Source organism: Kiloniella sp. (assembly GCF_048270245.1).
Taxonomy (GTDB): Bacteria; Pseudomonadota; Alphaproteobacteria; order Kiloniellales; family Kiloniellaceae; genus Kiloniella.
Genome location: NZ_JBLWTH010000003.1, coordinates 233,128 through 258,241, shown reverse-complemented (window position 1 = coordinate 258,241; position 25,114 = coordinate 233,128). Strand labels below are relative to the sequence as shown.

The 25,114-nt window shown below is 46.1% G+C and carries 19 protein-coding genes; 13 read left to right on the top strand and 6 right to left on the bottom strand.

The annotated features are described in order from the left end of the window. Positions 1–13: 13 nt before the first annotated feature. On the bottom strand, positions 14–652 hold the full coding sequence (locus tag ACN0W5_RS08950) for a hypothetical protein (protein WP_417453802.1): 639 nt from the start codon (positions 650–652) through the stop codon (positions 14–16). 165 nt (positions 653–817) lie between these two features. Here ACN0W5_RS08950 and ACN0W5_RS08945 point away from each other — a divergent pair, with 165 nt between their 5' ends. The 3 genes from ACN0W5_RS08945 to ACN0W5_RS08935 are packed head-to-tail and all read left to right on the top strand — an operon-like array spanning position 818 to position 2,700. Beyond that, positions 818–2,095, top strand: a complete 1,278-nt coding sequence (locus tag ACN0W5_RS08945; RefSeq protein WP_417453801.1) for an O-antigen ligase family protein — start codon at positions 818–820, stop codon at positions 2,093–2,095. After that, the gene (locus ACN0W5_RS08940) at positions 2,085–2,495 is read left to right on the top strand and encodes a DUF423 domain-containing protein (RefSeq protein ID WP_417453800.1); all 411 of its coding nucleotides are present in this window, start codon (positions 2,085–2,087) and stop codon (positions 2,493–2,495) included. Before ACN0W5_RS08945 ends, ACN0W5_RS08940 begins: the two co-directional genes overlap by 11 nt. Then, positions 2,476–2,700, top strand: coding sequence for a sulfurtransferase TusA family protein (locus ACN0W5_RS08935; protein WP_417453799.1), 225 nt, complete (start codon positions 2,476–2,478; stop codon positions 2,698–2,700). Before ACN0W5_RS08940 ends, ACN0W5_RS08935 begins: the two co-directional genes overlap by 20 nt. A gap of 104 nt (positions 2,701–2,804) precedes the next feature. Here the strand turns inward: ACN0W5_RS08935 and ACN0W5_RS08930 are convergent, their stop codons facing one another. Together ACN0W5_RS08930 and ACN0W5_RS08925 are read right to left on the bottom strand one after the other, a co-directional pair. Continuing rightward, positions 2,805–6,014 carry an efflux RND transporter permease subunit gene (locus ACN0W5_RS08930; RefSeq protein WP_417453798.1) on the bottom strand — a complete coding sequence of 1,070 codons (3,210 nt, stop codon included), beginning with the start codon at positions 6,012–6,014 and terminating at the stop codon, positions 2,805–2,807. After that, positions 6,014–7,201: an efflux RND transporter periplasmic adaptor subunit gene (locus tag ACN0W5_RS08925; protein ID WP_417453797.1), complete on the bottom strand. Its 1,188-nt coding sequence runs from the start codon at positions 7,199–7,201 to the stop codon at positions 6,014–6,016. The genes ACN0W5_RS08930 and ACN0W5_RS08925 overlap by 1 nt, the downstream gene beginning before the upstream one ends. Before the next feature lie 378 nt (positions 7,202–7,579). Here ACN0W5_RS08925 and ACN0W5_RS08920 point away from each other — a divergent pair, with 378 nt between their 5' ends. The 7 genes from ACN0W5_RS08920 to ACN0W5_RS08890 all read left to right on the top strand — a co-directional run bounded on the left by ACN0W5_RS08920 (position 7,580) and on the right by ACN0W5_RS08890 (position 16,115). Further along, on the top strand, positions 7,580–8,515 hold the full coding sequence (locus ACN0W5_RS08920; RefSeq protein WP_417453796.1) for a histone deacetylase family protein: 936 nt from the start codon (positions 7,580–7,582) through the stop codon (positions 8,513–8,515). 160 nt (positions 8,516–8,675) lie between these two features. After that, positions 8,676–8,936 carry an exodeoxyribonuclease VII small subunit gene (locus ACN0W5_RS08915; protein ID WP_417453795.1) on the top strand — a complete coding sequence of 87 codons (261 nt, stop codon included), beginning with the start codon at positions 8,676–8,678 and terminating at the stop codon, positions 8,934–8,936. Between the two features lie 50 nt (positions 8,937–8,986). After that, positions 8,987–9,874 carry a polyprenyl synthetase family protein gene (locus tag ACN0W5_RS08910; protein WP_417453794.1) on the top strand — a complete coding sequence of 296 codons (888 nt, stop codon included), beginning with the start codon at positions 8,987–8,989 and terminating at the stop codon, positions 9,872–9,874. Positions 9,875–10,014: 140 nt separating this feature from the next. Then, positions 10,015–11,952 carry a 1-deoxy-D-xylulose-5-phosphate synthase gene (gene dxs, locus ACN0W5_RS08905; protein ID WP_417453793.1) on the top strand — a complete coding sequence of 646 codons (1,938 nt, stop codon included), beginning with the start codon at positions 10,015–10,017 and terminating at the stop codon, positions 11,950–11,952. 189 nt (positions 11,953–12,141) lie between these two features. Further along, positions 12,142–13,575: an MATE family efflux transporter gene (locus ACN0W5_RS08900; RefSeq protein ID WP_417453792.1), complete on the top strand. Its 1,434-nt coding sequence runs from the start codon at positions 12,142–12,144 to the stop codon at positions 13,573–13,575. Next, positions 13,568–14,317 (top strand): TlyA family RNA methyltransferase, encoded by a 750-nt coding sequence (locus ACN0W5_RS08895; protein WP_417453791.1) that lies wholly within the window; start codon positions 13,568–13,570, stop codon positions 14,315–14,317. The genes ACN0W5_RS08900 and ACN0W5_RS08895 overlap by 8 nt, the downstream gene beginning before the upstream one ends. Before the next feature lie 373 nt (positions 14,318–14,690). Beyond that, entirely contained in the window at positions 14,691–16,115 is a 1,425-nt protein-coding gene (locus ACN0W5_RS08890; protein ID WP_417453790.1) for a HAMP domain-containing sensor histidine kinase, read from the top strand. Between the two features lie 33 nt (positions 16,116–16,148). On the opposite strand, the gene sppA is transcribed toward ACN0W5_RS08890, so the two are convergent. Continuing rightward, positions 16,149–17,957 (bottom strand): signal peptide peptidase SppA, encoded by a 1,809-nt coding sequence (sppA, locus tag ACN0W5_RS08885; RefSeq protein ID WP_417453789.1) that lies wholly within the window; start codon positions 17,955–17,957, stop codon positions 16,149–16,151. Positions 17,958–18,203: 246 nt separating this feature from the next. On the opposite strand from sppA, the gene ACN0W5_RS08880 reads away from it, so the two are divergent. Together ACN0W5_RS08880 and hemH are read left to right on the top strand one after the other, a co-directional pair. Continuing rightward, complete coding sequence (locus ACN0W5_RS08880; protein ID WP_417453788.1) at positions 18,204–19,538, top strand: class I SAM-dependent RNA methyltransferase; 1,335 nt, start codon at positions 18,204–18,206, stop codon at positions 19,536–19,538. A gap of 190 nt (positions 19,539–19,728) precedes the next feature. Next, on the top strand, positions 19,729–20,760 hold the full coding sequence (hemH, locus tag ACN0W5_RS08875; RefSeq protein WP_417453787.1) for a ferrochelatase: 1,032 nt from the start codon (positions 19,729–19,731) through the stop codon (positions 20,758–20,760). An 863-nt stretch (positions 20,761–21,623) separates the two neighbouring features. Here hemH and aroC read toward each other — a convergent pair. Together aroC and fabI are read right to left on the bottom strand one after the other, a co-directional pair. After that, positions 21,624–22,706, bottom strand: a complete 1,083-nt coding sequence (aroC, locus tag ACN0W5_RS08870; RefSeq protein WP_417453786.1) for a chorismate synthase — start codon at positions 22,704–22,706, stop codon at positions 21,624–21,626. Positions 22,707–22,796: 90 nt separating this feature from the next. Then, positions 22,797–23,636, bottom strand: coding sequence for an enoyl-ACP reductase FabI (gene fabI / locus ACN0W5_RS08865; RefSeq protein ID WP_299372813.1), 840 nt, complete (start codon positions 23,634–23,636; stop codon positions 22,797–22,799). 185 nt (positions 23,637–23,821) lie between these two features. Between fabI and ACN0W5_RS08860 the strand changes: the two genes are divergently transcribed. Then, a complete protein-coding gene (locus ACN0W5_RS08860) occupies positions 23,822–25,078 on the top strand; it encodes a YihY family inner membrane protein (protein WP_417453785.1) in 1,257 nt (418 codons plus the stop codon). Positions 25,079–25,114 lie beyond the last annotated feature (36 nt).

The following is a 25,114-nucleotide window of genomic DNA, read 5'->3' as shown; positions in this document are numbered from 1 at the left end:
GACTACTCGCCCCTTACGTGGCTTTTTCTACTGGCTCTTTAACATTGTACCTGAGGCCATATCCTACGCGCTCTTTTGAAACGCCCTCTACGTAGTGGTATGGGCGTTCTTCAATACCTGCAAAATTTCGCCCGCGCATCAGGATCATAACGCCGGGTTCCGCTGTATACCGACGCTGATTACTTTTTTCACGGTCATCACAGATATAAAAGCCTGCTTCTCCTGATAATGTTAAAATGGCAATGACTGCTTCGAAACAGAGAAGGTCTCTGTGTGGGGTAATGCCTTTTGATCCCTCTTTATAGATAAGGGCTGCTTTGTCATTAAAAGAGAAGGGCAGAGGATACGGCGATGGCTGCATCAAGGAAAAAGCTTGATTGATTTGCGCTTCTAAAGCGATTTGATAATCATCAAGAATACCTGGCTGATCAAAGTTCATTGCAATTTGAAAGTCTTGCTCAACCTCTTTTCCTTTAGGGCCAACAACGGGTGTGCTGGCCCTAAAGGGTAGCTCATTCACAGCCGCAAGCATTTTTTGGCAACCTGTATGACTAACCATCGGAAAAGCGGCAACCCCATCTGTGGGGAGAAGCTTCATCGCTTGAGCCATCGAATCTGGTGTAGTTAATAGATAGGAATTAAAATCAGGCATAACGGAAACTCTGTGATCACAATGAACGAGGTAGCGACATTATACTATTGGTTTGTTTAATTGTATGCGACAGATTGCGTCACATTATGTGTTATATCCTAAACATTCCTTGATCTTGACGGCTGTACAGGCTTGAAAAAGCTGTCTATAGATAACTTTCTTCTTATGTCTGTTACAAGAAATGTTGAATGCATGAATAGTCACCTGTTGCGACTGTTTTTTTTCGCTGTACCCATCGTCAGTATTTTTAGCTCTAACGCTTTGGTTCCTTTGGTCAGTCTTGTTGGTGTTTTAACCGCAATTTTCGGTTATTCCGAAAACAGGACGTTGCCTTCTTTTACCAAAAAGCAACTGTGCTTGGCGGGCGGTTTTTTTGCATGGGTTTCTCTAGCGTCTCTATGGTCGATTAACCCTCTGGAGGCGCTTAAACTTGATGTGCGTTTGATCGGGGTAACGATCACTGGTCTGTTGTTGTTAAATGCCGTCGAAGCACAAAGCCTTGAAACCAAACAGCGCATTGCAAAAGCTCTTTTAATAGGGCTGATCCTAGCGGGTATTCTGTTGGTTATTGAATCAACATTAAATGCACCTATTACAAAAACCATAAAGGGCAAAGATCTTGATGCGGCCATGAACCTCTCGCGGTTTAACCGGGGGGCCTCGTTCCTTGGTATATCCTTATGGGTCGTCGTTGCTCTTTATGCTAAAAAGTTACCGTTTGTATGGCGGGTGGTTTTCCCCGTTTTGCCACTTGGTTTATTGTATTTTGCCCCAAGCGAGAGCTCGCTTCTGGCTGTTGTTCTGGCAACGGTGTGGTATTTTATTTTTTACCTGTGTCCCAAGGTGGGATTTAAGGTCTTGCCCGTAGTTATGATTGTTTCAGTACTCGCGATGCCTTTTGCAACCCGTTTTGTCGAACCGCTTTATGATGCGCAATCTTCACAATCCATTCCCTTTTCTGCGAAACATCGGTTTTTTATCTGGGATTATGTCAGCAGTCAGATTTTGGATAATCCTTTAAAAGGATGGGGATTTGATTCTGCTCGGGACTATCCAAATAATGGTGTCGAGAACTATGTCCATGTTGATGTGAATGGAAACGAGCGGGCTCTTGGGGGGCGTATTATCTCACTTCACCCTCATAACTTTGCCTTGCAGGTATGGTTAGAGCTTGGCCTTGTTGGCGCTATTTTGATTTCTGTTATTATTTGGTCGGTTTTTGGGTACTTGAAGTCACTCCAACTCGCCGAGAGAATAGAGATTCAGGCAATGCTTGTTGCTACTTTTATTGTTGCATTGCTTGGGTATGGTATTTGGCAGAATCGCTGGTTTGTTATGTTCTTTATCTTTGCTGCGATGCTACCTTTAATTCCACTAAAACAAGCGCAAAATCCATTGCCAGAGTCAGGTTCTTTACCAGAGGTCGATGAATATGGGGCGTAATTTAGTCAAATTTTTTATTATCTACGCCGCACTTTGGGCGGCTGCTTGCGTTGCTGTCAGTGCCTATAGTGCTCATGGGTTATCTGGGGATGAGACACGGGTTCTTTGGGCCAAAACAGGTAGTTTTTATGGCTTGGTTCACGTTTTAGGTCTTTTGGTTCTCGTTGTGTTGGGGCTGCTGGCTCAGGGGCGTTCATTGGTTCTTATGATAGCTTGTTCGTGCTTTTCTCTTGGGTTGTTGCTTTTTAGCGGTGGTCTTTATGCCAAGGCGCTGGGCGATATTTCCCTTGGTGGCCCCTTTATTCCTGTGGGCGGAAGTTTATATATTCTTGGATGGCTTTTAACAGCACTCTTTGGTGTGAGGTTTGTGGGAAAAGAAAATGACAGATCACTTTCTTGATGCAACAGGATTAAAATGTCCTATCCCTGTATTGCGTGCGCGTAAGGCAATGAAATCCTTGGCCATTGGCGATATTTTGGAAGTACATGCGACCGATCTCAGCGCAGAGATGGATTTTAAAAATTTTTGCGAAACGACGGGGCATGAACTTGTTTCTTTTGACGAACGTGATGACATGCTTGTTATGAAAATAAAGAAAATCTGAATGAAGTAACGCGTTGTTAGACAAAAGGCCTTTGGAGTTTTCCAAAGGCCTTTTTTATGAGTTCCCGTTCGTTCTGTATTGAGAGCGAATTTGTTTCAGGACTTTTATTCTGCTGCGGCTTCCGCCAATCCGGGCCGGGCTTTCAGTTCCTGATTATGCAGGCGGTCTTTCTCAAGAGTTCTTTCCATCAAAGCCAGCATTGGTGGAATAATCAGCAGGGTTAAAACAGCTGACAAAGATAGTCCGCCGACGACAACAGACCCCAAGCCTCGGTACAGCTCTGATCCTGCGCCGGGCACGAGAACGAGTGGTAACATGCCTACAACAGAAGTAAGAGTGGACATGAAAATTGGGCGAATACGATTTCTGGTGGCCTCGAGGATCGCTTTTTGCGCGGGTAAATTTTCTACTCTCAGGTGGTAAAGAGTTTGGTGCACGACCAAAATAGCGTTGTTCACCACAATACCAACAAGAATGACAAACCCTAGAAGGGTAAGCATATCCAAAGGCTGGAATATAATCGTGTTGAGGAAAACAAGTCCGGCCACACCACCCGCTGTAGCAAGGGGAACCGCAAGCAAGATAATTAATGGATAGAGGAAGCTTTCAAAGAGAACAGCCATGACTAGATAAACAATGGCAATCGCGAGTAACAAGTTGACGACCATAGCGTCCCAAGTTTGTGCCAGATTGTCAGCTGTTCCGCTAAGACTCATTTTAACATCACTCGGCAAACCAGCTGCTTCCATTGGCCCAATTACTTCAGCCTGAAGTATATCTAGTGCTTGCTCCAAAGGGACACCGGCAGAAGGGCGTAGTTCTAAGGTAATCGTACGCATGCGTTCTCGGTGACGTATTTCAGTTGGACCTGCCGTCAGTATAATTTCAGCAAGGCTAGAGGCGGGAACAATGGTGCCATCAGATGTAACAACCGGTAGGCTTGCGATACCCTGAGTCTGGGTTACCCCTTTGTCTGGACCTTTTAGGGTTAGGTCTAGCCGCTTGTTACCAACGGTTACTTCTGCCACTCTCAGTCCGTCGTTAAATACATCAATTGAAGTACCAAGATCATTTACGGATAATCCGTTGTCTGCCAGCCGTGTTCTATCGGGTAGTACACGTATTTCAGGGGCCCCTAGTTCAAGTCCCGGTCTTGGACGGAATTGATTACCTTCGCTGGCGGGGAAAACGGATAACATTTTTCCGGTTGCCTGTCCTGCGACAGCCAGAATTTCGTTAAGGTCAGACCCTGCTATATCCAGATCTATTTTACGTCCCCCGCCTATGCCACGTCCAAACAAAGAAGGCTGGTTGATAAATCCAAAAGTGCCGGGTTCTTTAAAAACAGGTTTCTGAAGAACGGGAATGAGTTCCGCAACCCGTTGTCCATCAACAGATACCGCACCAAGGAAAGTATTCGAACGGGTTGCGACAAAGAAAAACCGTTCCATTTTTGGGGGCTGGCCAGGCTCAGATTCTGGGCCTGTTTCGCTTGCCCACAGGTTACGAATAGAGTTTTCAACACCAACGGCGATAGATGTCATTGTATCCAAATTATATCCAGGGGGAGGAATGATGACCCCGAATACTAAGTTTCTGTTCCCTTCCGGTAGGTATTCTAGCTTTGGTAAGAATTTCCATGTACCGAATGATGCAACGGCTGTCACTGCGCCAACCAATGCAATGGCAACAACCTTTTTCCGGACGACAATAGTTTGGAAACCCATGACAAATTTTACAAATCCAGAACCAAATTGATCAACTCCGGGTAGGGGAATACGTTTTACCGTGTCACTGCCATCTGTATCGTGATCACGCAAAAAGCGTCTGGATAAAGCTGGAATAACGGTGATAGAAACGATAAGCGACAAAGTTACTGATACGGATATGGCAACCGCGATATCCCTAAAGAGTTGCCCGACCTCTAGTTCCATAATCATAATGGGAATAAAGACCATGACTGTTGTCAGGGCAGAAACAAGGATCGCCCCCCAAACCTGTTGGGCACCTTCGTAAGCTGCGACAGCGGGTGATTTACCCTCTTCTTTGAGGCGAAAAATATTCTCGAGAACAACAATAGCTGCATCGACCACCATACCAACGGCAAAGGCCAGACCAGCAAGAGAAATTACATTGATAGATCTTCCAAGGGCTGCCATGGCAACAAACGACCCCACAACAGATACAGGAATGGCCATTGAAATAATAACGGTTGCCCGGACGGACCTTAAAAAGATCAAAAGAATAATCGCGGCCAACACCCCGCCGAACCAGATGTTCTGGCGCACAAGATCAATCGCTGAATTGATATAGATCGTCTCGTCATAAACCTGTTCGAGCTTCAACCCTGCTTCTGGGATTGCCCCAGCATTTAGATCTTCAACAGCTTGATATATGCCATCCATTGTTGCAATAACATTCGCCCCGGTTTCCCGGGTGGCATTGAATGCCATTGCTGCATTACCCAACATACGAATTTTAGCACTTGGGTCTTTGTAGCTGAAATTTACGCGGGCAATATCGTTGACAGTCACACGCGCTACATTACCGCTAAAGGAATCTTGTGTACTGCGTAAAACAACGTTTCTAACGGCTTCTAAGGTATTCAACTCGCCTTCTGTTCTTACAATGTAACGTCTTTTTCCTTCCTCGACATCACCAGCTGATATTGATGAGCTGGCATCTCTTAGCGTACTGACAACAGAGCTTGCGGTTAGGCCGTATCGCGCAAGAAGTTCGGGGAGAATAACAATCTCAATCTCACGTTCACTACCGCCATAAATATTGACGCCACTTACGCCGGATACACGTTCAATTCGATCTTTGATAATGTCTTCAACAAAATCACCATAGCTATGTATCGGGGCAGTGTTGCCGTCTTTTCTGGTCAATATAAACCAAGCAATCGGGCTGTCTTCTGAACCGGCCGTATCAAGCGTGGGTTCATCCGCTTCATCTGGATAGCCACCAACTCTATCCAATCGGTTCGCAGTTAGCAGAAGGGCTTTGCCCATATCTGTGCCAACGTTAAATTCCAATGTAACACGTCCGGATCCATAAGATGAATTACTGGTCATGCTGTGCAGATTTTCCAAACCTTTCAGTTTTTCTTCCTGCTCTGTAATAATCTGACGTTCGACTTCTGCTGGGGCTGCTCCTGCCCAGTTGGTTCTGATTGTGATAACAGGACGGTTAACGTCTGGTGTCAACTGGATGGGAATCAGCTGAAGGGCCACAGCCCCGAAAAGAACGACCATGATCACCGCAGATATGATCGCGATGGGGCGTTCAATGGAAACTTTGATTAGATTCATTACGAGGCTCCCTCGCTTTGATCGACTTCTTTAGAAGGAGCCTGTTCTTCTATTTGCTCTTTTGAACCGTTTTCTTCGACAGGTGGTTCAGCACCGTTAATTTTAAGCTGAACCCCGGGGAAGAGTCTTTCATTCCCCCGGATCACGACTTCATCATCGGCTTTCAGGCCATATATCACTTCTATACGTTCGCCAACCTGTTGCCCTAATTGCACAGGACGAGGTTGTGCGTGCCCTTCGGCATTAAGGAAGACCATAGGGCCATTCGGGCTTTGGATAATGGCGTCTTTGTGGACTGTTGCGACATCCCTTTGGGGGCCTGCGGGTACCAAGAGCGTAATGCTTTGGTTATTGGCTAGGTTATCCTGATTTGGGAGTTGCGCTGTTAGTCTGACAGGACGGGTGCGAGTGAGTGGGTTTTCGCGGGGTAAAATCGCCCGAATTTTTGCGACAAGTGGGGTGCCGTCTTCCAGACTAAGGGTGAACTCCATACCAGCTTTTATGCCGGCAAGGCGTCGCGCCGGTACATCGACTTCAATCTCTAGGCTTTCTTGTGAAAGCAACGTTACAACAGGGGCACCTATTGTAACATAAGAACCAGTTTCTGTTTCCTTCGTCATTATGACGCCATCGTAGGGTGCCTTGATTTCTGTATAAGCTAGATTAATCTCGGCGCGTCGAAGGCGTGCCTGCGCTGTGCTTATGTCTGCACGGGCTTGAGAAACTTCGGCCTTTGCAATTGAGCTATTTTGAATTGCATCTTCGTAGCGGGATTTGTTGAAAGCAGCAGACTTTTTTAGCCTCTCTAAGCGTTTCAGTTCTTGGCTTGCCAACTTAAGGCGAGCCTGAAAAGTACCCATCTTACTTTTGGCTGCGGAAACTTCGCTGGCGGCAAGATCACGGTCTGCTTTAAGGGTCGCCGCGTTTAATTGAGCTATGATTTGGCCTTTACTGACCTTATCGCCGACCTCAACCACCAATTCATCCACGGGGCCAGCTATACGTGCTGCGACATTACCCGTCTGTTGGGCGACCAAGCGACCTATGACAGGAACGGTTTGATTCATAGACTCAGTTCGTACTTTATCGACACCAACCAAGGAAGGCTGTTGTGCTGAAGCCGATATAGGTACGATCATTAAACTTGCGGCGATCAAAAGAAAAGAAGTGACAAACAGCTGGCGCAAACCGGCCTCCCGATATGAAACCAAACCCCATCGTCTGGTCAAAATTTGAAACGATTTAACTCAATGGTTGCTGTAAAATAGCTTAACACCACTGGCGATATTATAGGAAAGTAGGCGAACATGCACTAAATACGGCATCGTTCTCTTTTTGTACTGTAGTTGATTGTTTCTGGATCTGTAAAGAGTTCCTCATAATATAAAATCGTAGAATTACATTTTGGGTGTCAGGTAAAGATCTGATTACCCGTCGTTCTTTTAAACGTACAATTCTGATTTTTCCGTCGTTTCGATTAAAATAATGTTATATCTATTTAGGGAAATGGTGATTTGGTTCCTATACGCTTCTTCGGTGCTTAGCATTCTTTTGAGGAAATATTTATGACGACGGCGCTTTTATATCATCCGGTCAGCCTCCTGCACGATACGGGTATTCATCATCCTGAATCTCCGCTTAGAATTAAAGAGACCCTGAGCGTTTTATCCGAAGCAGACTTTGATGCGCTGGATCGGCGTGAAGCCCCGGTTATAGATAAGGCGAAGCTGTTGTGGGCACATACAAAAGACCATGTCGACGGTGTTTTTCAGGCCATACCTGATACGGGGTATGTTGCTATAGATGGTGATACAGTTATTTGTAAAGATTCTGGCGAAGCGGCATTGCGGGCCGCAGGTGGGATTTGCGCGGCTGTTGATGCTGTTATGAATAATGAAGTCGACAATGCATTTTGCCTCAGCCGCCCACCAGGGCATCATGCTGAGCGTGATCGTGCCATGGGGTTTTGCCTGTTTTGTAATCCGGCTATTGGTGCCTATCAGGCCAGAAATGAACATGGTCTTCAAAAGGTCGCTGTTATTGATTTCGATGTCCACCATGGTAATGGTACCCAAGATGTTTTTTGGAGCGATCCGGATATGTTTTATGGGTCAACACATGGATCACCGCTTTTTCCCGGCACAGGTAGTGAAGGCGAAGTCGGTGTGGCTGGGAATATATTGAACTGCCCTTTGCCAAGTGGCGCTGGTTCCTATGAGTTTCGCAAGGTCATGGAAGATAAAATTTTTCCAGGTGTACAAGACTTTAGGCCCGAACTTATCATTGTGTCCGCTGGATTTGATGCGCATCGAGAAGATCCACTTGCGTCTTTGAATCTGGAAGATGAAGATTTCGGGTGGGTAAGCCGGAGAATTGTAGAACTGTCTCAAAAATTGTGTCAGGGGCGCCTCGTCTCAATTCTTGAGGGAGGGTATAATACTCATGCCCTTTCAAGATCTGTTGCTTTACACGTCCGGGCTTTGATGAACGCAACAGATTAGTTTTGTATCATTTTTTGCAGGGAATTTTTGTAGAGTGTTATTATGGAAAACTGTGCGCAAATTTTCGCTTGGAATTAAGCACAAAGAAGCGAGACTTACCCTTGTTTACGGACATCTTAACACGTAAAGTGCAGGAGAATTTGTAATTTGAGGTTTCTCTATGGAAAATATGCAACCTGCTGAAAACTTAGCCGATATCAATGCCATGAGCTTTGAGGCTGCCCTTGCAGAGCTAAAGACAATTGTTGAGCGTCTAGAACAGGGCGAAGGCAAACTGGACGAGGCAATTGATGCTTATGATCGCGGCGCTAAGTTGAAGGCTCATTGTGAAACTAAGCTTCGTGAAGCTCAGGAAAAAATTGAAAAAATTGCAATGGGGCCGGATGGACAACCACGCACCGAACCCTTTAATGTATCATAATAGGTATATGTCTTTTGTGGCATCTGGATTTGTAATCAATAAGTATTTCCATGTCTGATATTTCCCTCGCTTTGACGAACTGTGCGCGTGCCGTAGAAGAAAAGCTTGATGAGCTTTTGCCAACTGTACACACACCCGAAGGTGAAGTTGTTGATGCTATGCGATATAGCGCGCTGGGGGGCGGAAAACGGCTGCGTCCGTTTCTGGTCACGGAAACGGCCAAACTTTTTGATGTTGAAAAGACCTATGCGGTACAAGTCGCCGCTGCGTTAGAAATGGTTCATTGTTACAGTCTGGTTCATGATGACCTTCCGGCAATGGATGATAGCGATCTGCGGCGTGGGCAGGTAACGGTCCATAAAAAATGGGATGATGCGACGGCTATTTTGGCTGGTGATGGATTGTTGACTGAGGCTTTTGCTGTTATCGCAGACCCGATGACGCATCCCGATATGGCTATCCGGTTGAAGCTGATATCTGGCTTGGCTGCTGCTGCAGGCGCAAAAGGTATGGTTGGGGGGCAAATGATTGACCTGTCTCCGTCACGGGCAAATCTGGATTTAGAAGGTATCACCCGCCTACAAGCACTTAAAACAGGCGCCTTAATTCGCTATGCCTGTGAGGCTGGTGCGATATTGGGAAATGCTAAGGCAGAGGAACACCGTGCACTTAGCCTATACGCGGAAGATATTGGACTGGCCTTTCAGATTGTTGATGATTTACTCGACCACGAGGCAACACCTGAAGAAACGGGTAAGCCCACAGGGGTTGATAGTGACGCGGGCAAAGCAACATTTGTCGGTCAGTTAGGATTGGAAAATGCGCGCAAAAAGGCCCACGAATTAATTGATTCTGCAAAATCTAGACTTGATATTTTCGCAGGAAAGGCGCAGTTACTTCGCGATACGGCCACATTTATAGTAGAACGTCGGTCTTAACACAAAACGTTAGGTCCTTGTCTGTTCCTATGGAATTGTTAACTCAAAGGGAATTATACTTTGGGGCTGGCTGTCAAGAAATATTAAATTATCTCAGATCTGTGTAACAGTTTTTGAGAAAAGATGTGATGGAGATAAGGGTGAGTCAGTTCGGGCACAATCGTCAGACCCCGTTGTTGGACACAGTTCATAATCCAGCTGATCTAAGAAAGCTGGATGAAAGCCAGCTGCCACAGCTGGCCGAAGAAGTGCGTCTGGATATGATCGATGCTGTCTCGCGCACGGGTGGTCATCTGGGGGCCGGATTGGGCGTGGTTGAACTTACTGTTGCTATTCATCATGTTTTTAACACACCGGATGACAAACTGATTTGGGATGTTGGGCATCAATGCTATCCGCATAAAATACTGACAGAACGTCGGGATCAACTGCGTACGATCAGGCAGGGTGGCGGACTATCCGGTTTTACCACACGTAAAGAATCTATCTACGATCCATTTGGTGCAGCGCATAGTTCAACCTCTATTTCTGCAGGCCTAGGCTATGCCGTTGCACGTGATCTGGCGGGTAAAACCAACAATGTGATTTCAGTTATTGGTGACGGGTCCATGACCGCAGGTATGGCGTATGAAGCCATGAACAATGCCGGTGCCATGAATTCTAGACTGGTTGTGATCCTGAATGATAACGACATGTCTATTGCACCGCCTGTGGGTGCTCTCAGTGCGTATCTGTCACGATTAATTTCTGCCAAACCCTATCAATCCATGCGCCATCTTGCGAAAGAAATTATCAGTAAATTTCCTCCGCGTCTTGAGACCGCTGCCAAACGTGCAGAAGAATATGCGCGTGGGTTTTTTACAGGTGGAACCCTGTTTGAAGAACTTGGGTTTTTCTATATAGGTCCTGTTGACGGGCACGATTTTTCACACCTGTTACCTGTTCTGAAAAATGTTCGAGATTGCGGCTTTGATGGTCCCGTCCTTATCCATGCTGTAACGCAAAAGGGTAAAGGGTATGAACCTGCTGAAAAAGCTGCGGATAAATACCATGGCGTTTCCAAGTTTGATGTGGTGAGCGGCAAGCAGGAAAAAGCGCCGCCAAAGGCGCCTCTGTACCAGAATGTGTTTGCCAAGGCCCTGATTGCCGAAGCCAAACATGATGACAAGGTTGTTGCTATGACAGCGGCAATGCCGTCAGGAACGGGGTTGAACTTGTTTCAGGAAGAGTTTCCTGATCGGACTTTTGATGTTGGGATTGCGGAACAGCATGGCGTGACCTTTTGTGCAGGCATGGCCTGTGATGGCTATAAACCCTACGCAACAATCTATTCAACCTTTTTGCAGCGTGCCTATGATCAGGTCGTTCATGATGTCGCCATTCAAAGTTTGCCTGTTCGGTTCATTATTGATCGGGCAGGCATGGTCGGTGCTGATGGTGTTACTCATCAGGGAAGTTATGATCTTGCGTATCTTGGGTGTCTTCCGGATATGATCATTATGGCACCATCAGACGAGTTGGAGCTGATGAATATGGTGGCGACCTCTACCACCATAAATGATAAGCCAAGTGCCATCAGATTCCCGCGTGGTGAAGCCACGGGTAAAGTTGAATTGCCAGAAAGAGGTACGGTTCTGGAAATTGGTAAAGGACGTATTCTTCGCGAAGGAAAGCATGTTGCGATTCTTGCTTTAGGTACACGCCTTGCAGATTGTTTGGAAGCTGCTGATAAACTTGCGGCTCACGGGTTTAGTGCAACTGTGGCTGATGCCCGGTTTGCCAAACCATTAGATGCAGACCTCATTAAAGATCTTGCGGCTAATCACGACGTTTTCCTGACAGTGGAAGAGGGCTCTATTGGTGGATTCTCTTCACTCGTGTCTAATTTGCTGGCAAACGAAGGTCTATTTGATAATGGGTTAAAATTCCGCCCGGTCTGTATGCCCGATATCTTTATTGATCATGATAGCCCTGCGAAACAATTAGAGCAGGCTGGTCTGGATGCAGACGGTATCTTTAAGAAAGCAATGAGCGCCTTAGGACAGGAAGTTGCAAAGACCTCTTCATCGATTGCCTAGACCCCTTTGTTGGTTTTTTGGGCTTTCAGGCACCGCGACTTTAAGTAACTTAACAAAAGCCCTATACAACTTTCTTTCAAGAAGTTAGGGTACCCCTCTTCGAGTAAAGTTTGCTATACCTTCTGGGGCGACGAACAACCGCATAATCGGCTGCGTGCGTTGGCAAATTTCAATTTTAGGATCCGTACCATGTCAACCGGACTTTTAGCAGGCAGAGCCCCTGAGGCTTCTGGCCAGCCATTGCCGCCTTCTATCGGGTGGGCTGATGAAGTCAAAGCAAGCTTTCGTCTTGCTTGGCCGCTTGTGATTGCACAGGTGGCGCAGATGGCTCTCTTTACAACTGATGTCCTTATGATGGGGTGGCTAGGGCCTAAGTTCCTTGCTGCCGGCACATTGGCAACTAGTTTGATGAGCCCTTTTCTTCTGTTTGGCATCGGACTTATTACTGCAGTTGCGCCGATGATGGCACAGGCGATTGGGGCACGTGATTTTAAATCCGTTCGTCGTACCACACGCCAGGGGTTTTGGGTTTCTTTCGTTATTGCTGTATTCCTTACTGCTTTGATTTGGAATGCAGAGACGTTCTTTCTGTTGCTTGATCAAACTGAAGGTAATGCCGCGTTAGCTCAAGGATATATCCGATTTGCGGTTTGGAATTTTTTTCCGTCATTTTTATTTCTTGTTTTAAGATGTCTGTTGTCTGCCCATGGTAAAACAACCGTGGTTTTAAACATTACGATTATTGGCATTGTTGTGAATGCAATTTGTAACTACGCCTTGATGTTTGGAAATTGGGGATTTCCCCGGTTGGAACTCGCAGGTGCGGGGATTAGTACTACTTTTGTCAATCTGGTTATGTTCTTGTTGATACTTGGATATATACTGACTCATAAGCGTTACAAACGATACGCAATCCTTGTCCGTTTTTGGAAGTCTGACTGGTCGAGGTTCAAGGAAATTTTTCGAATTGGTTTTCCAATCGGTTGTACCTTAACGGCAGAGACAGGATTGTTTGCCGCAGCAACTATATTGATGGGGTGGCTTGGTACAAACGAACTGGCTGCTCATGCGATTGCTCTACAATGTGCGTCGGTTGCTTTTATGGTTCCGTTAGGAATCAGTCAAGCTGCGACAATCCGTGTTGGTTTGGCCTTGGGCAAGAATGATCCAGAGGGTATTAAAAAAGCAGGGTGGGTTTCTATCGTTATAGGAACCGGTTTTATGATCACAACCTGTCTTGCTTTCTGGCTGGCGCCAAAGTTTTTTATCGGATTTTATCTGGATTTGGATGCACCTGAGACCCAGATTTCTCTCGGACTTGCTGTTTCCTATTTAGCGGTTGCGGCTCTTTTTCAACTCGTTGACGGATGTCAGGTGGTTGCGGCAGGTGTTTTACGTGGACTGAGCGATACCAAGGTGCCGATGTTATGGGCAATCATGGGATATTGGGTGTTTGGCTTACCGATTTCCTATTATTGTGGCTTTGTTCTTGGTGGAGGAGGCACAGGTATTTGGTTAGGCCTTGCTGCGGGTCTTGCTTTTGTATCCGTTGTTTTTGTAATACGCTTTGCATGGCGAGAGCGTCTGGGATTAATGAATAACAAGAGCATGGAACGTGGCTAAAGTCGGAAAAAAAAGAGCTGATCAGTTACTGGTTGATCGGGGGCTGGTCGAAAGCAAGACCAAGGCTCAGGCCCGGATCATGGCAGGGCAGGTTTATACGGAAACCAAACGGATTGATAAGCCTGGCCAACCCTTGGCAGAAGATGCACCGTTAACTGTAAAGGGAGAAGATCACCCCTGGGTTAGCCGGGGAGGTCTTAAGCTTGAAAAAGGTCTCAGAGAATTTAGCATCGATCCGACAGGAAAAGTCTGTATGGATGTCGGGGCCTCAACGGGCGGGTTTACCGATGTTTTGCTGACCAATGGGGCCGCAAAGGTTTATGCTGTAGACGTTGGTCATGGACAACTTGCCTGGAAAATACGCAAGGATGAGCGGGTTGTCGTAATGGAGCGTACAAATGCACGCCATTTGACCACAGAACAAGTCCCAGAAGCTCTGGATATGATTGTTTGTGATGCCAGTTTTATTGGTCTTGAAACTGTATTGCCTGCGCCGATGGCCTTGGCTGGTCCCGGTGCGCTTATGGTTGCGTTGATCAAGCCTCAGTTTGAGGTCGGCAAAGGGCGTGTCGGCAAAGGGGGGGTTGTACGTGAACCTGAATTACATCAGGAAGTTTGTGATAGAATTGAAAATTGGTTAAACGAGGAAACCGACTGGGCAGTGCTTGGCTTGACGGAAAGTCCAATCAAAGGTCCAGAGGGGAATATTGAATTTTTAATTGCAGCTCGTAAATTTATTTAGCCCTTGAATTTCACTCTGCCCTAGTATGGTTAATTCTTCCATTTAAAATTGGTTTTACAATGAGAAAATCGTTGTGAAGCCTTTCTTTTTTTTAGGTTAATATCTTTATCCCCTGTTAACTGTCTCACGGTATCTTTGCTACAGTACTTAGGTATAAGAATCGTCGGGTAAAGTACCATTTCGGAGAATTTTTCATCCTACGACGGGACGTTTGTTTGATTCTTATGATGCTATAAATTTAGATAGTAGTTAACCCGACATAATTTGAGATGACTGCTTTGGGGGTAGGGGTGTGAAAGTAAAAAAGACAAGGATCACAGGCTTTTACCCGTCTATTGTTGATGTTACGGTGAATGATAGGCACTAGATTGATATGGCTTTTAAATCCGTCCGTACAAAATTATTGGTAATTTGCACTCTTTGCGTTCTGGTGACGGGGCTGGTGCCGTTTCTCTTTTTTGAAGCCCGTTTTTTTCGGTTAGAAGAAGAACGCATTGCCCAACGTGCACTTGATGTTGCAACGAAGGTTTCAATCCCTTTAACAAGATCTCTTTGGGATTACGATGAAAGCACTGTGATACTGGTTCTTGAAACGTTGATGAGAGATCCAGATCTTGTCAGTGTTAAAATAAGCCTACCCGATGGCGCGGGAGAATTTTATCCTGCAAAAGACCCTGATGTATCCGATATTAACATTTCGGAAGTTGAATATATTCGTATTCCCCTGATTTATTCTGTTTTTGATAACAAGGAAACCTTGGGACACCTGGAAGTCGGGTATACGACCGAGCGGGCTTATTCGGATGTTTGGACCCGGGTTTTTGTTGACGCTTTTATTTTTTTGCTAATTTTGACAACACTTGGCGGTGGGGCTGCCATTGCAATCAATCGTGCTGTTGGACATCCCTTGAAACTGCTGTCCAATTCTATTGATGAAATGGCCAATCAGAAGAAACCTGTTTTGGTGAAATGGAGGTCCGACGATGAATTGGGACAAACTGTAGAAGCCTATAACAATATGCTCATTACAATTGAACAGCATGACAGGGCTTTGATCGAGGCGAAGGAAACGGCTGAAATTGCAAACCGAGCGAAAACGTCCTTTCTTGCGAATATGAGCCATGAGCTCAGAACACCCCTTAACGCCATCATCGGCTTCTCTGAAATTCTGATGAAAGAAGATGACTACAAGGTTGATCAAGAACGGCGGGAAGAATATCTGGGATATATCTTTGAAGCAGGTTCCAGCCTGATGACCATGGTGACGGATATTCAGCAAATATCCAGGCTTGAATCAGCAGAAGCGGGATTACAGGACGAAGAGCTTGATGTCGGTGATGAAATACTCGGTTGTGTTCGGGCGTTGGACTTGCGCGCTTCTGACGAAGGAGTCCACGTCGAATGTTCTATACAGGATGACTTGCCCTATCTCAGGACCAATGCTCAAGGCTTTAAACAGATTATTGTCAACCTTCTGAGTAATGCGATTCATTTCACCCCCCGTGATGGTCGGATTGATGTTACGGTCCTGCACGATACCTATTCTGGTTTGAGCATTCGTTTTTCCGACACCGGGGTCGGCATTAAAGAAGAAGACTTGCCTTTCATTACAGATCCTTTCTGGAAGGCTGATGAAGAAGCTGAAGAGAGAAGTGGTTTGGGTCTGAGTATTGTAAAGGCGATTATTGAGCGCAATCAAGGCTCACTCTCTATAGAGAGCGAGCCTGATAGAGGAACATCGGTAACGATTAACTTCCCGTCAGATCGTTTGGTTGATCGTGGTTCCCTGCTTCAATAAACAGTTTCCAATCCTCTTGAACGGATGTTTTTCCTATTCCTGTCCGATAGGTGTAACACGTGAGTTCAAAATATTTGCCTTGGGGTTTTGAACAGACTGCTCAAAAGGTTTTAGGATCGGGGCTGATATTTTGATCAGTGTACTCAATGATTTGAGAGCCACTGGATCGGTTAAAATCATCTGCCCCCCCATTGCACTTTCAAAAAGCTCTTCGAGTGGATCTTTGGGTTCTGGGAAATAAACAAGTTGATGATCGTTTTCTTCTTTGATCATCGCAGCGTCGCGAGCCACACGAATGGCATCCCTGAACCCACCGAGTTCGTCAACCAGTCCATTTTCTTTTGCCTGGGCTCCACTCCAGATTTGCCCTTTGGCAATTGAGTGGATTTCTTGCTGGCTTTTGCCCCGGCCTTCACCGACTTTAACTGTAAAGTCTTCGTAGATACGATCCAGAGAACCTTGCAGTCGTGCCCATCCTTCATTGGTAAATGCTTTGTTGGCACTATAGAGATCGGCGTTTTCCCCGGCTTTTACGCCATCCCATTTAACGCCGACTTTTTTCCAGAGGTCTGTGAGGACCATTTTACCACCAGCAACACCGATTGACCCGGTGATCGTCACTGGGTTCGCCAGGATTTTGTGGGCTGGTGCGGAGACAAAATACCCACCGGATGCCGCAACATCGCCCATAGAAATAATCACAGGCTTGCCAACTTCCTTGGCCCGTACGACTTCACGCCACATTACATCAGATGCAACATAAGACCCCCCCGGGCTATCAATGCGAAGAATAATGGCTTCGATTGAATTGTCATCAATGGCATCAGAAATTGCTTGGGCAATTGTGTCTGAGCCCATTGTCATGCCACCGCCAAAGAAGGGGTCACCCTGGCTTTTTCCCAAGTGAATTTCACCAATACCATATACCACGGCGATCTTACTGGCATTCTCTGGCACCTCTGGTGTTGTGCTCATGGCATAATCAGCCAGGTGTACGAATTCGCGATCGCCGGTTAGGGCTTCATCAGAAATTTCATCCCAGTAACCAACGCGATCAACCAAATCGGCATCAATAGCTTCTACAGCGCTTAAGGGAGATCTATCCATCAAGGAACCAATCTCGCCAGGTTTTTCGCGGCTGATGGAAATTTCTTTTTCGATCACATCAAAAATTGAATTCAGAACACTTTGGGTGTTTCTTTTTACAGGGGCTGGCATGTGATCATCAGTGAACATATTCATGACGCCCTTGTACTCATACCGTTGACTGAACTGTGGAAGAATTCCCAATTCGTCCAAAACGGGACGCAAGTAGGGGCTTTCCATATTAAAGCCTGAAATATCGAGGTCACCAGATGGTTGTATCCACACATTTTCAGTGGCGCTGGCTAGGTAATAATGCAGGGTGCCATGTCCTGATTCTCCATAGGTCTCGGCAAAAGAAGCGGACCATTTTCCGGTTTTGGTAAAGGCACGGATGGCTTTTCTAAGCTCCTGTGCTTGAGCCAGTTGAAGAGGTCCTTGTCCCGCTTTAATCAAGAGGCCTTTGACCCGATTGTCGTCCTGTGCGCGATAAAGTGCGTCAATGGCGTCATGCAAAGGTAATCCTGGTTGAAAAGAACTGCTAAAGTACGAAGCTTTTGTCGGCCCCTCGAAGAGGCCTTCGGAAAGATCTATTGTCAGGATCATTTCCTGTGGCAAGCTCTGATTGTCGACAGTTTTACCAACCTCTTCGATATTATTCAGGGTGACACCTAACAAAACCCCTAGAAGAATGACAAGTAGGCCAAGGGCTGCAAATAACCCTACGATACCTTTGAAGATAAACTTAAAAAAAGACATGAATTCAAAAACCTGAAATTTATATAGAAACAGTTGGACATAAGGATGATAGGCACAAGACGTTTTTGCAAGCACGGTATGCCATAAGGGCTCTATTTTGATGGAAATATAATATAGATATTCCCTTTATCATCAGCAAAAGGTAGTTCGGAAGATTGCGGCTTTTAAAAAAGCTGTTAGATTGGCGGAAAATCGTCCTGCTAATATTTAGCCGGGATATAACCATAAAGTCAGGTGTCAGGAATTATGAGACGTAAGGCGCGCCGTGGTGGCGGAAAGCAAATAGAGGTTCAGATTGATACTCTGGGTGCTCGCGGTGATGGTGTTGCCGATCATGAAGGGCGGCCTGTGTATGTTCCCATGACAATGCCGGGTGATAAACTTCGCGTGAAGTTGGTGGGCGAACGGTCTGGTGGTCTCAAAGCAGAGATATTGGAGCTTCAAGAGCTGGGGGCAAGCCACATCGATCCACCCTGTGAGCATTTTGGGCCTTGTGGTGGCTGCACAGTACAGCACGTTGCCCCTGATTTTTATCGAACATGGAAAAGAGATATCGTTGTACAGGCCCTGACACGTAAGGGTTTTAGCGGTGGAGAGGTAACTGAGCTTGTCCAGGTAGAGGCGGGAACCCGGCGACGGGCCGTTTTTGCTGCTGCTGCGCGCGGCAAGAAAATTGATCTTGGATTTCATGAACGTGAGAGCCACAAGGTTGTTCAGGTTGTTGACTGTAAGTTACTTACCCCTGAATTAAACCAGTTGATTGATCCTCTGCGCGAGTTACTCAAAGTGCTCTTGGGGCCAGAACAGGCAAAAGCAGATATCACGGTTATTGGATCATCAGCAGGCCCGGATATTCTGATTGTTACCGATGCAAAGCTAGTATTGGAAGGTCGGGAAGCGATTACGGTTTTTGCCGAGAAACATTCTGTCGCCCGTTTTGCTTGGGGACGCCCGCGGCAAGAGCCTGAACCTGTTGCCATAAGGGATAATCCCTATCAAAAGTTTGGGGATGTTCAGGTGCTACCGCCTGAAGGTGCATTTTTGCAACCAAGCCAAGAAGGGCAGGATGCTCTCACAAATTTGGTTTTGGGGTATTTGCCTGAAGAACTTGAAACGGTAGCCGATTTGTTTTCAGGGTGTGGTACCTTTACCTTTCCACTTTCCAAACGTGCACAAGTTCATGCTGTTGAAGGGGATGAACGAGCAATTACGGCACTGACATCTGCCGCACGTCGAAACGATACAACACATCGCATCACATCCGATTGTCGTGATCTTGTGAAGGATCCGATTACGGCTGATGAATTGCAAGGTGGGGACTGTGTTGTCCTTGATCCTCCCAGAACGGGTGCGAAGGAGCAATGCCATGAATTGGCGCAATCGGATATCAAGACGATTATCTATGTCTCTTGTAGTCCGAATACCTTTGCACGGGATGCCAGAATACTTGTGGAAGGGGGCTATACTCTCAAGGAGGTCACCCCTGTTGATCAGTTTATCTGGAGTGGTCATCTAGAAGTTGTTGGTTGTTTCGAACTTGATAATTTTGAGGATGATGAAAATGATGAAGAGGGCTTGTAGAACCAAGTCCTTTTCCTAAATAATATCCATGTTTTGCATGAGGCATTATGGCGCTATTGCTAAAAGCAATGATTACTAGCTTTGCTCGTTGGTCATTTACTTATAAGGTTTCCAGAACTGTATCCAGAACTGTATAATGACATGATGACTTACTGCGTTTTTCAATAATTATTTGGCCTTTGATATATCTATGAACCTGCAATTTACCCCCGAAGATCATCCGAAAATTCCCAATGAAAAAGTTGGTGTTCTTTTAATGAACCTGGGTACACCCGACGGCACTGACTATTGGTCTATGCGACGTTACCTAAGCGAATTTTTGAGTGATACCAGGGTGATCGAAGCGCCAAAGTGGCTTTGGCAGATAATCTTGCAGGGTATTATTTTGACGACCCGGCCAAGTAAGAGTGGCGAGGCTTACAAGGAAATCTGGAATAAGGAAAAGGACGAATCTCCTCTTCGTACGATTACGCGTGATCAAGCCGAGAAACTGCAAGCTGTATTAGAAAAAGAGTACCCGAATGTGGTTGTCGACTGGGGGTGGCGCTATGGTAATCCCGCGGTTAAGGAGCGAATAGAGGGTTTGCAGAAGCAAGGGTGTAACCGTATTCTTCTTTTTGCGCTTTATCCGCAATACTCTGCAACCACGACGGCAACGGCTTATGACAAGTGTTTTGATGCATTGAAGACAATGCGTTGGCAGCCAGCAGTGCGGTGTGCACCAGCCTACCATGATGCCCCTGTCTATATTGATGCGCTGGCTAAATCAGTAGAACAAGGCATCGCTGGGCTTTCATGGGAACCTGATGTTACCATCGCATCTTTCCATGGTCTTCCGGTTGAATATCATGAAAAGGGTGATCCGTATTACTGTCATTGTGCCAAGACAGCACGGTTGCTGCGCGAAAAGTTGGGGTGGTCCGAAGACAAGTTGAAACTGTGTTTTCAGTCGCTTTTTGGGCCAAAGGAATGGCTAAAACCCTATACGCAGCCGACCGTCGAGGAAATGGCACGTAATGGTGTGAAGAATTTGGTCATTCTAACACCGGGATTCTCGGTTGATTGTGTTGAAACCTTGGAAGAAATCGACATCGGTGTGCGCGAAGCCTTTTTGGAAAATGGGGGTGAGAACTTCGCCTTTATTCCTTGCTTAAATGATAGCGAGGCTGGCATGGACGTCATTAAAGAAATCACGGTGCGCGAACTCCAGGGATGGATTTAGCGTGGATCTTATTTAAGGGCAGAAAGAACATTGGAATAATCATCAGTCCAGGGTTGGTCTGTTTCTTTAGCTGAAAGTTCTCTCCATTCCCTAAGTGCTTTGTTGCCGGTTTGATTTGTTATTGGAATAAGATCAGTAAGTGTTTCGACATTCTGAGCGGGGGCAACCCAAGTTGCAGAATAACGTAAAGGGTGTTCCGTAACATCCCTCTCTTGCCGCGCATATAATTATACATACGTGAGGTCAACCCAGATGCTTTTGCGGTCGCGGCGACGACGAAGAAGCAAAATAAATTTCCGAGAGCAAAGTAAAGGACAGTGTTTGCGTGGGTAACGGACACATTAAAAAAAATAATTAATATTAAACAATAGGGGGCCAGTTTTTCTGTGAAGCGATGGGGAATTATCGGGCATCTGGAAAAAATAATAAAAAAGCAGAGCCACAGCCATTAAAAGCAAATGAATGATAAGCTGATTTTTGAGCCTGAAAGTTGATGAGAGGAAATGCGCTTAGAGGTACCCTGCCATAACATTGATTGAAAAAAAATCATGGCGGTATTCCATACCGCAGGCGCGCCGCCAGTAATGGCAGCACCAGCTTTGTAACCATTGGCTGGATTAAAAATAACAGAAAGGCACTACAACACAGGGGCAGTACGAACAGGTGACGGGTAGAAACGCTGTTCGTTAAACTCGTTGTTATTTCGGTGTCATTACGCGTGCCATTCATCGTAATCCAAATACCATTGTTATTCAGGTATCGGATAATATCGATCACAAGTTAAAACAGCTTTAATCCATTGTTATAAAATGTATTAAAGCTGTTTGTTGAATAAGCTGACGCCGATTATCTCTTATGCGAAATTATCTGTTCTGTGCTTTGTGGCGCAGCCAATGATCCGCAAGGGTAAGCGCCATCATTGCTTCGCCAACCGGAACACCGCGAATGCCAACACAAGGATCATGACGACCTTTGGTAAAGATATCGGTTTCTTCACCATCTGTTGTTACTGTTTTCCGCGGTGTGAGGATTGAGCTGGTTGGTTTGATGGCAAAGCGCACCACCACGTCCTGACCTGTGGAAATGCCGCCGAGAATGCCACCAGCATGATTGGTGGTGAAATGCGGTTTGCCATCAACCATGCGAATTTCATCTGCATTTTCTTCGCCACTGTAGGCCGCAGTTTCAAATCCATCGCCAATTTCAACACCTTTGACTGCATTGATCGACATCATGGCCTTTGCCAGATCTGAATCCAGCTTGTCATAGACAGGATCACCCAACCCGACGGGCACATTTGAAGCCACAACTTCAATAACAGCGCCCAGCGAAGAACCAGCCTTTCGGGCTGAATCCAGATAGGTTTCCCATTCTTTTGCTGCAACCGGATCCGGGCACCAGAAAGGATTGTTGGACACTTCGTTCCAGTCCCATCGTGTGCGGTCAATTTTATGGGGGCCCATTTGTACCAGTGCCCCACGAATTTGCACGCCGCCCTCTATCTGGGTATCCAGAACTTTGCGGGCAATTGCACCTGCGGCAACGCGCATGGCTGTTTCACGGGCAGAAGAACGTCCACCACCACGATAGTCGCGGATGCCGTATTTTTCCCAATAGGTGAAATCAGCATGACCCGGGCGGAATTTCTTGACGATATCACCGTAATCTTTAGAGCGCTGATCCGTGTTCTCGATAATTAGGCCGATCGGAGTACCTGTCGTTTTGCCTTCGAAAACACCGGAAACGATTTTAACGCTATCTGGTTCTTTCCGCTGCGTTGTGAAGCGATTTTGGCCTGGTTTACGTGCATCCAGATACACTTGAATTTCTTCTTCGGTGATCTCTATGAGCGGTGGTGTTCCATCGACAACGCAACCAATCGATGGGCCGTGACTTTCGCCCCAAGTTGTAAAACGGAAAATTTCACCAAATGTATTACCAGCCATGATGTACTCGCAGCGTTAGATCGTTTGAATTAAAAAGGGAGCGGCAGCTCAGCCGCGCTCCCTTTTCATATATTGCTTTTCAGCAGAGATTTAAGATTGCGGGTTAAAATTACTCAGCAATTCAGAAAGCTCTTGGGCTTTGTCAACATTCATCATACCGACGACGTGATAGCCGGAATCAACATGGTGAATTTCACCCGTTACACCGCCGGACATATCAGACAGCAGGTAAAGACCTGCGCCGCCAACTTGTTCAATGCTTACATTACGTTGCATCGGAGAATTTAGCTCATTCCATTTCAGAATATGACGGAAATCACCAATACCGGAAGCAGCAAGCGTTTTGATTGGGCCTGCAGAAATGGCGTTAACACGGATGTTATCTGGGCCAAGGTCATCAGCCAGATAACGCACAGATGCTTCAAGCGCAGCTTTGGCAACGCCCATAACATTGTAATGCGGCATAACCTGTTCAGCACCATAATAGGTCAATGTGACCATGCTACCGCCTTCGGTCATCAATGGCGCAGCGTGCTGAGCAATTGAGGTAAAGGAATAACAGGAAATATCCATGCTCTGTAGGAAGTTTTCACGGCTTGTATTAAGATACTTACCTTTGAGTTCTTCTTTATCAGCATAGGCAATCGCGTGGATCAAAAAATCCATCTTGCCCCATTTTTCTTCAATTTCTTTAAAAACAGCTTTGACGCTGGCGTCATCGGTAACGTCACACTGTAAAAGAATATCGGAATTAACTGATTCTGCGAGCGGCGCAACACGCTTTTTCAAGGCATCGCCCTGATAGGTGAAAGCCAGTTCTGCGCCTTGATCAGCAACCGCCTTGGCGATCCCCCAGGCGATAGAGCGGTCATTGGCAACGCCCATTACTAGGCCGCGTTTACCAGCCATCAACGGTTGTGGGTTGGACATCGGGTTCCTCACTGTGAGATTGTCCTGGAAAATAAAAAGTGAAGCATCCTACAACATTGCCGGGATTGGTCAAAGATTTGGCGACATGTAGAATACTTTTTCTGACTTTTAGCTGGGAATTTCGCTTTCTGCCAGCGATAGTTAACAAGAAATGTCAAAATGGTTGAATTTGAGGGCAACTTTAGATGGTAGATTCGAAAAATCGGCGTTTGTTAATGACACTGAGCGCGGTATTTCAAAAAGAGAATCTGAATAATGCAATTCTTTTCCTTGGTTATGTCTTTAAACGCTTTGGAAAAGACAACGGAACACGGGTGGCCGCATCGTTAAGCTATTCATCCCTTTTGGCAATCGTGCCGATGATGACGATTGCATTAGCTCTGCTTTCGGCCTTTCCCGGATTTGAAGATTCCAGAGGCGAATTACAAGCGACTCTCTTTAATAATCTTTTACCTTCAGCCGAAATTGAAATCAGTGAACAGTTGAACGCCTTTGTCGACAATGCAAAGAACATGACTACAATCGGTGTTCTGGCGTTGGCTGTGACGGCAATTATGCTGCTTTATACGATCTCTAATTCCTTTAATAGTATTTGGCGAGTGCAGGAACGCCGCCCAATTTTCAATCTGATTTTGGTCTATTGGGCACTTTTAACACTTGGGCCGTTGATGTTGGGGGCGTCCTTAACAGTGTCGAGTTATGGTTTTGCGATTGCCGAACTGGCGGATCAATCGGGGCGTACGAGTTCATTGGTTACGTTACTTGCACCAGTTGTTCTGGGCTGTATCGCTTTTACTGTTTTGTATCTCGTGGTTCCCAATCGTCCTGTTTTGTTCTCTCATGCCTTGGTTGGCGGGGTCGTTTCGACAATGTTGTTCGAGCTACTGAAACGTGGCTTTGGGCTTTATTTACAATATTTTCCGTCATACCAGGCCATTTACGGCGCACTGGCCACGATCCCAATATTCCTAATCTGGATGTATCTCTCTTGGGTTGTTGTTCTGCTTGGGGCAGAGATTACAGCGGCTTTACCGGAAAGACGTGCTGCATTGCGTAAGGATATTAAACGCGAGGGGATCGGTGACCGATTGTCTTTGGCGATAGCTCTATTGCAAAAACTGGAGGGCGCCGGAAGGGTTGGGGCAACTTTGAAAGAGACCGTCATGATGCGGGGTCTTCCTGCGGACCTACAGGCAACAGCAGAAGTTTTATCTGATTTGAAAGATATGCATATTGCTGAACGTACGGGGCGTGGACGATGGGTGCTTTGCCGTGACCTTGAAACCATGACGCTGGGCGATCTTCTCCGGGAAATGGATCTGAACTATGACCCCAAGCGTAACTGGCCCGAAGGGGTTCGGGACGTTCTTGATGTTCTGGAAGAAAACCCCAAAGATATTCGGGATAAAAGTCTTAAAGAGATTTTACAAAAAGCTGAGTAGATTGAGTTTGTATATAGCGAACTGAAAGAATAGGGC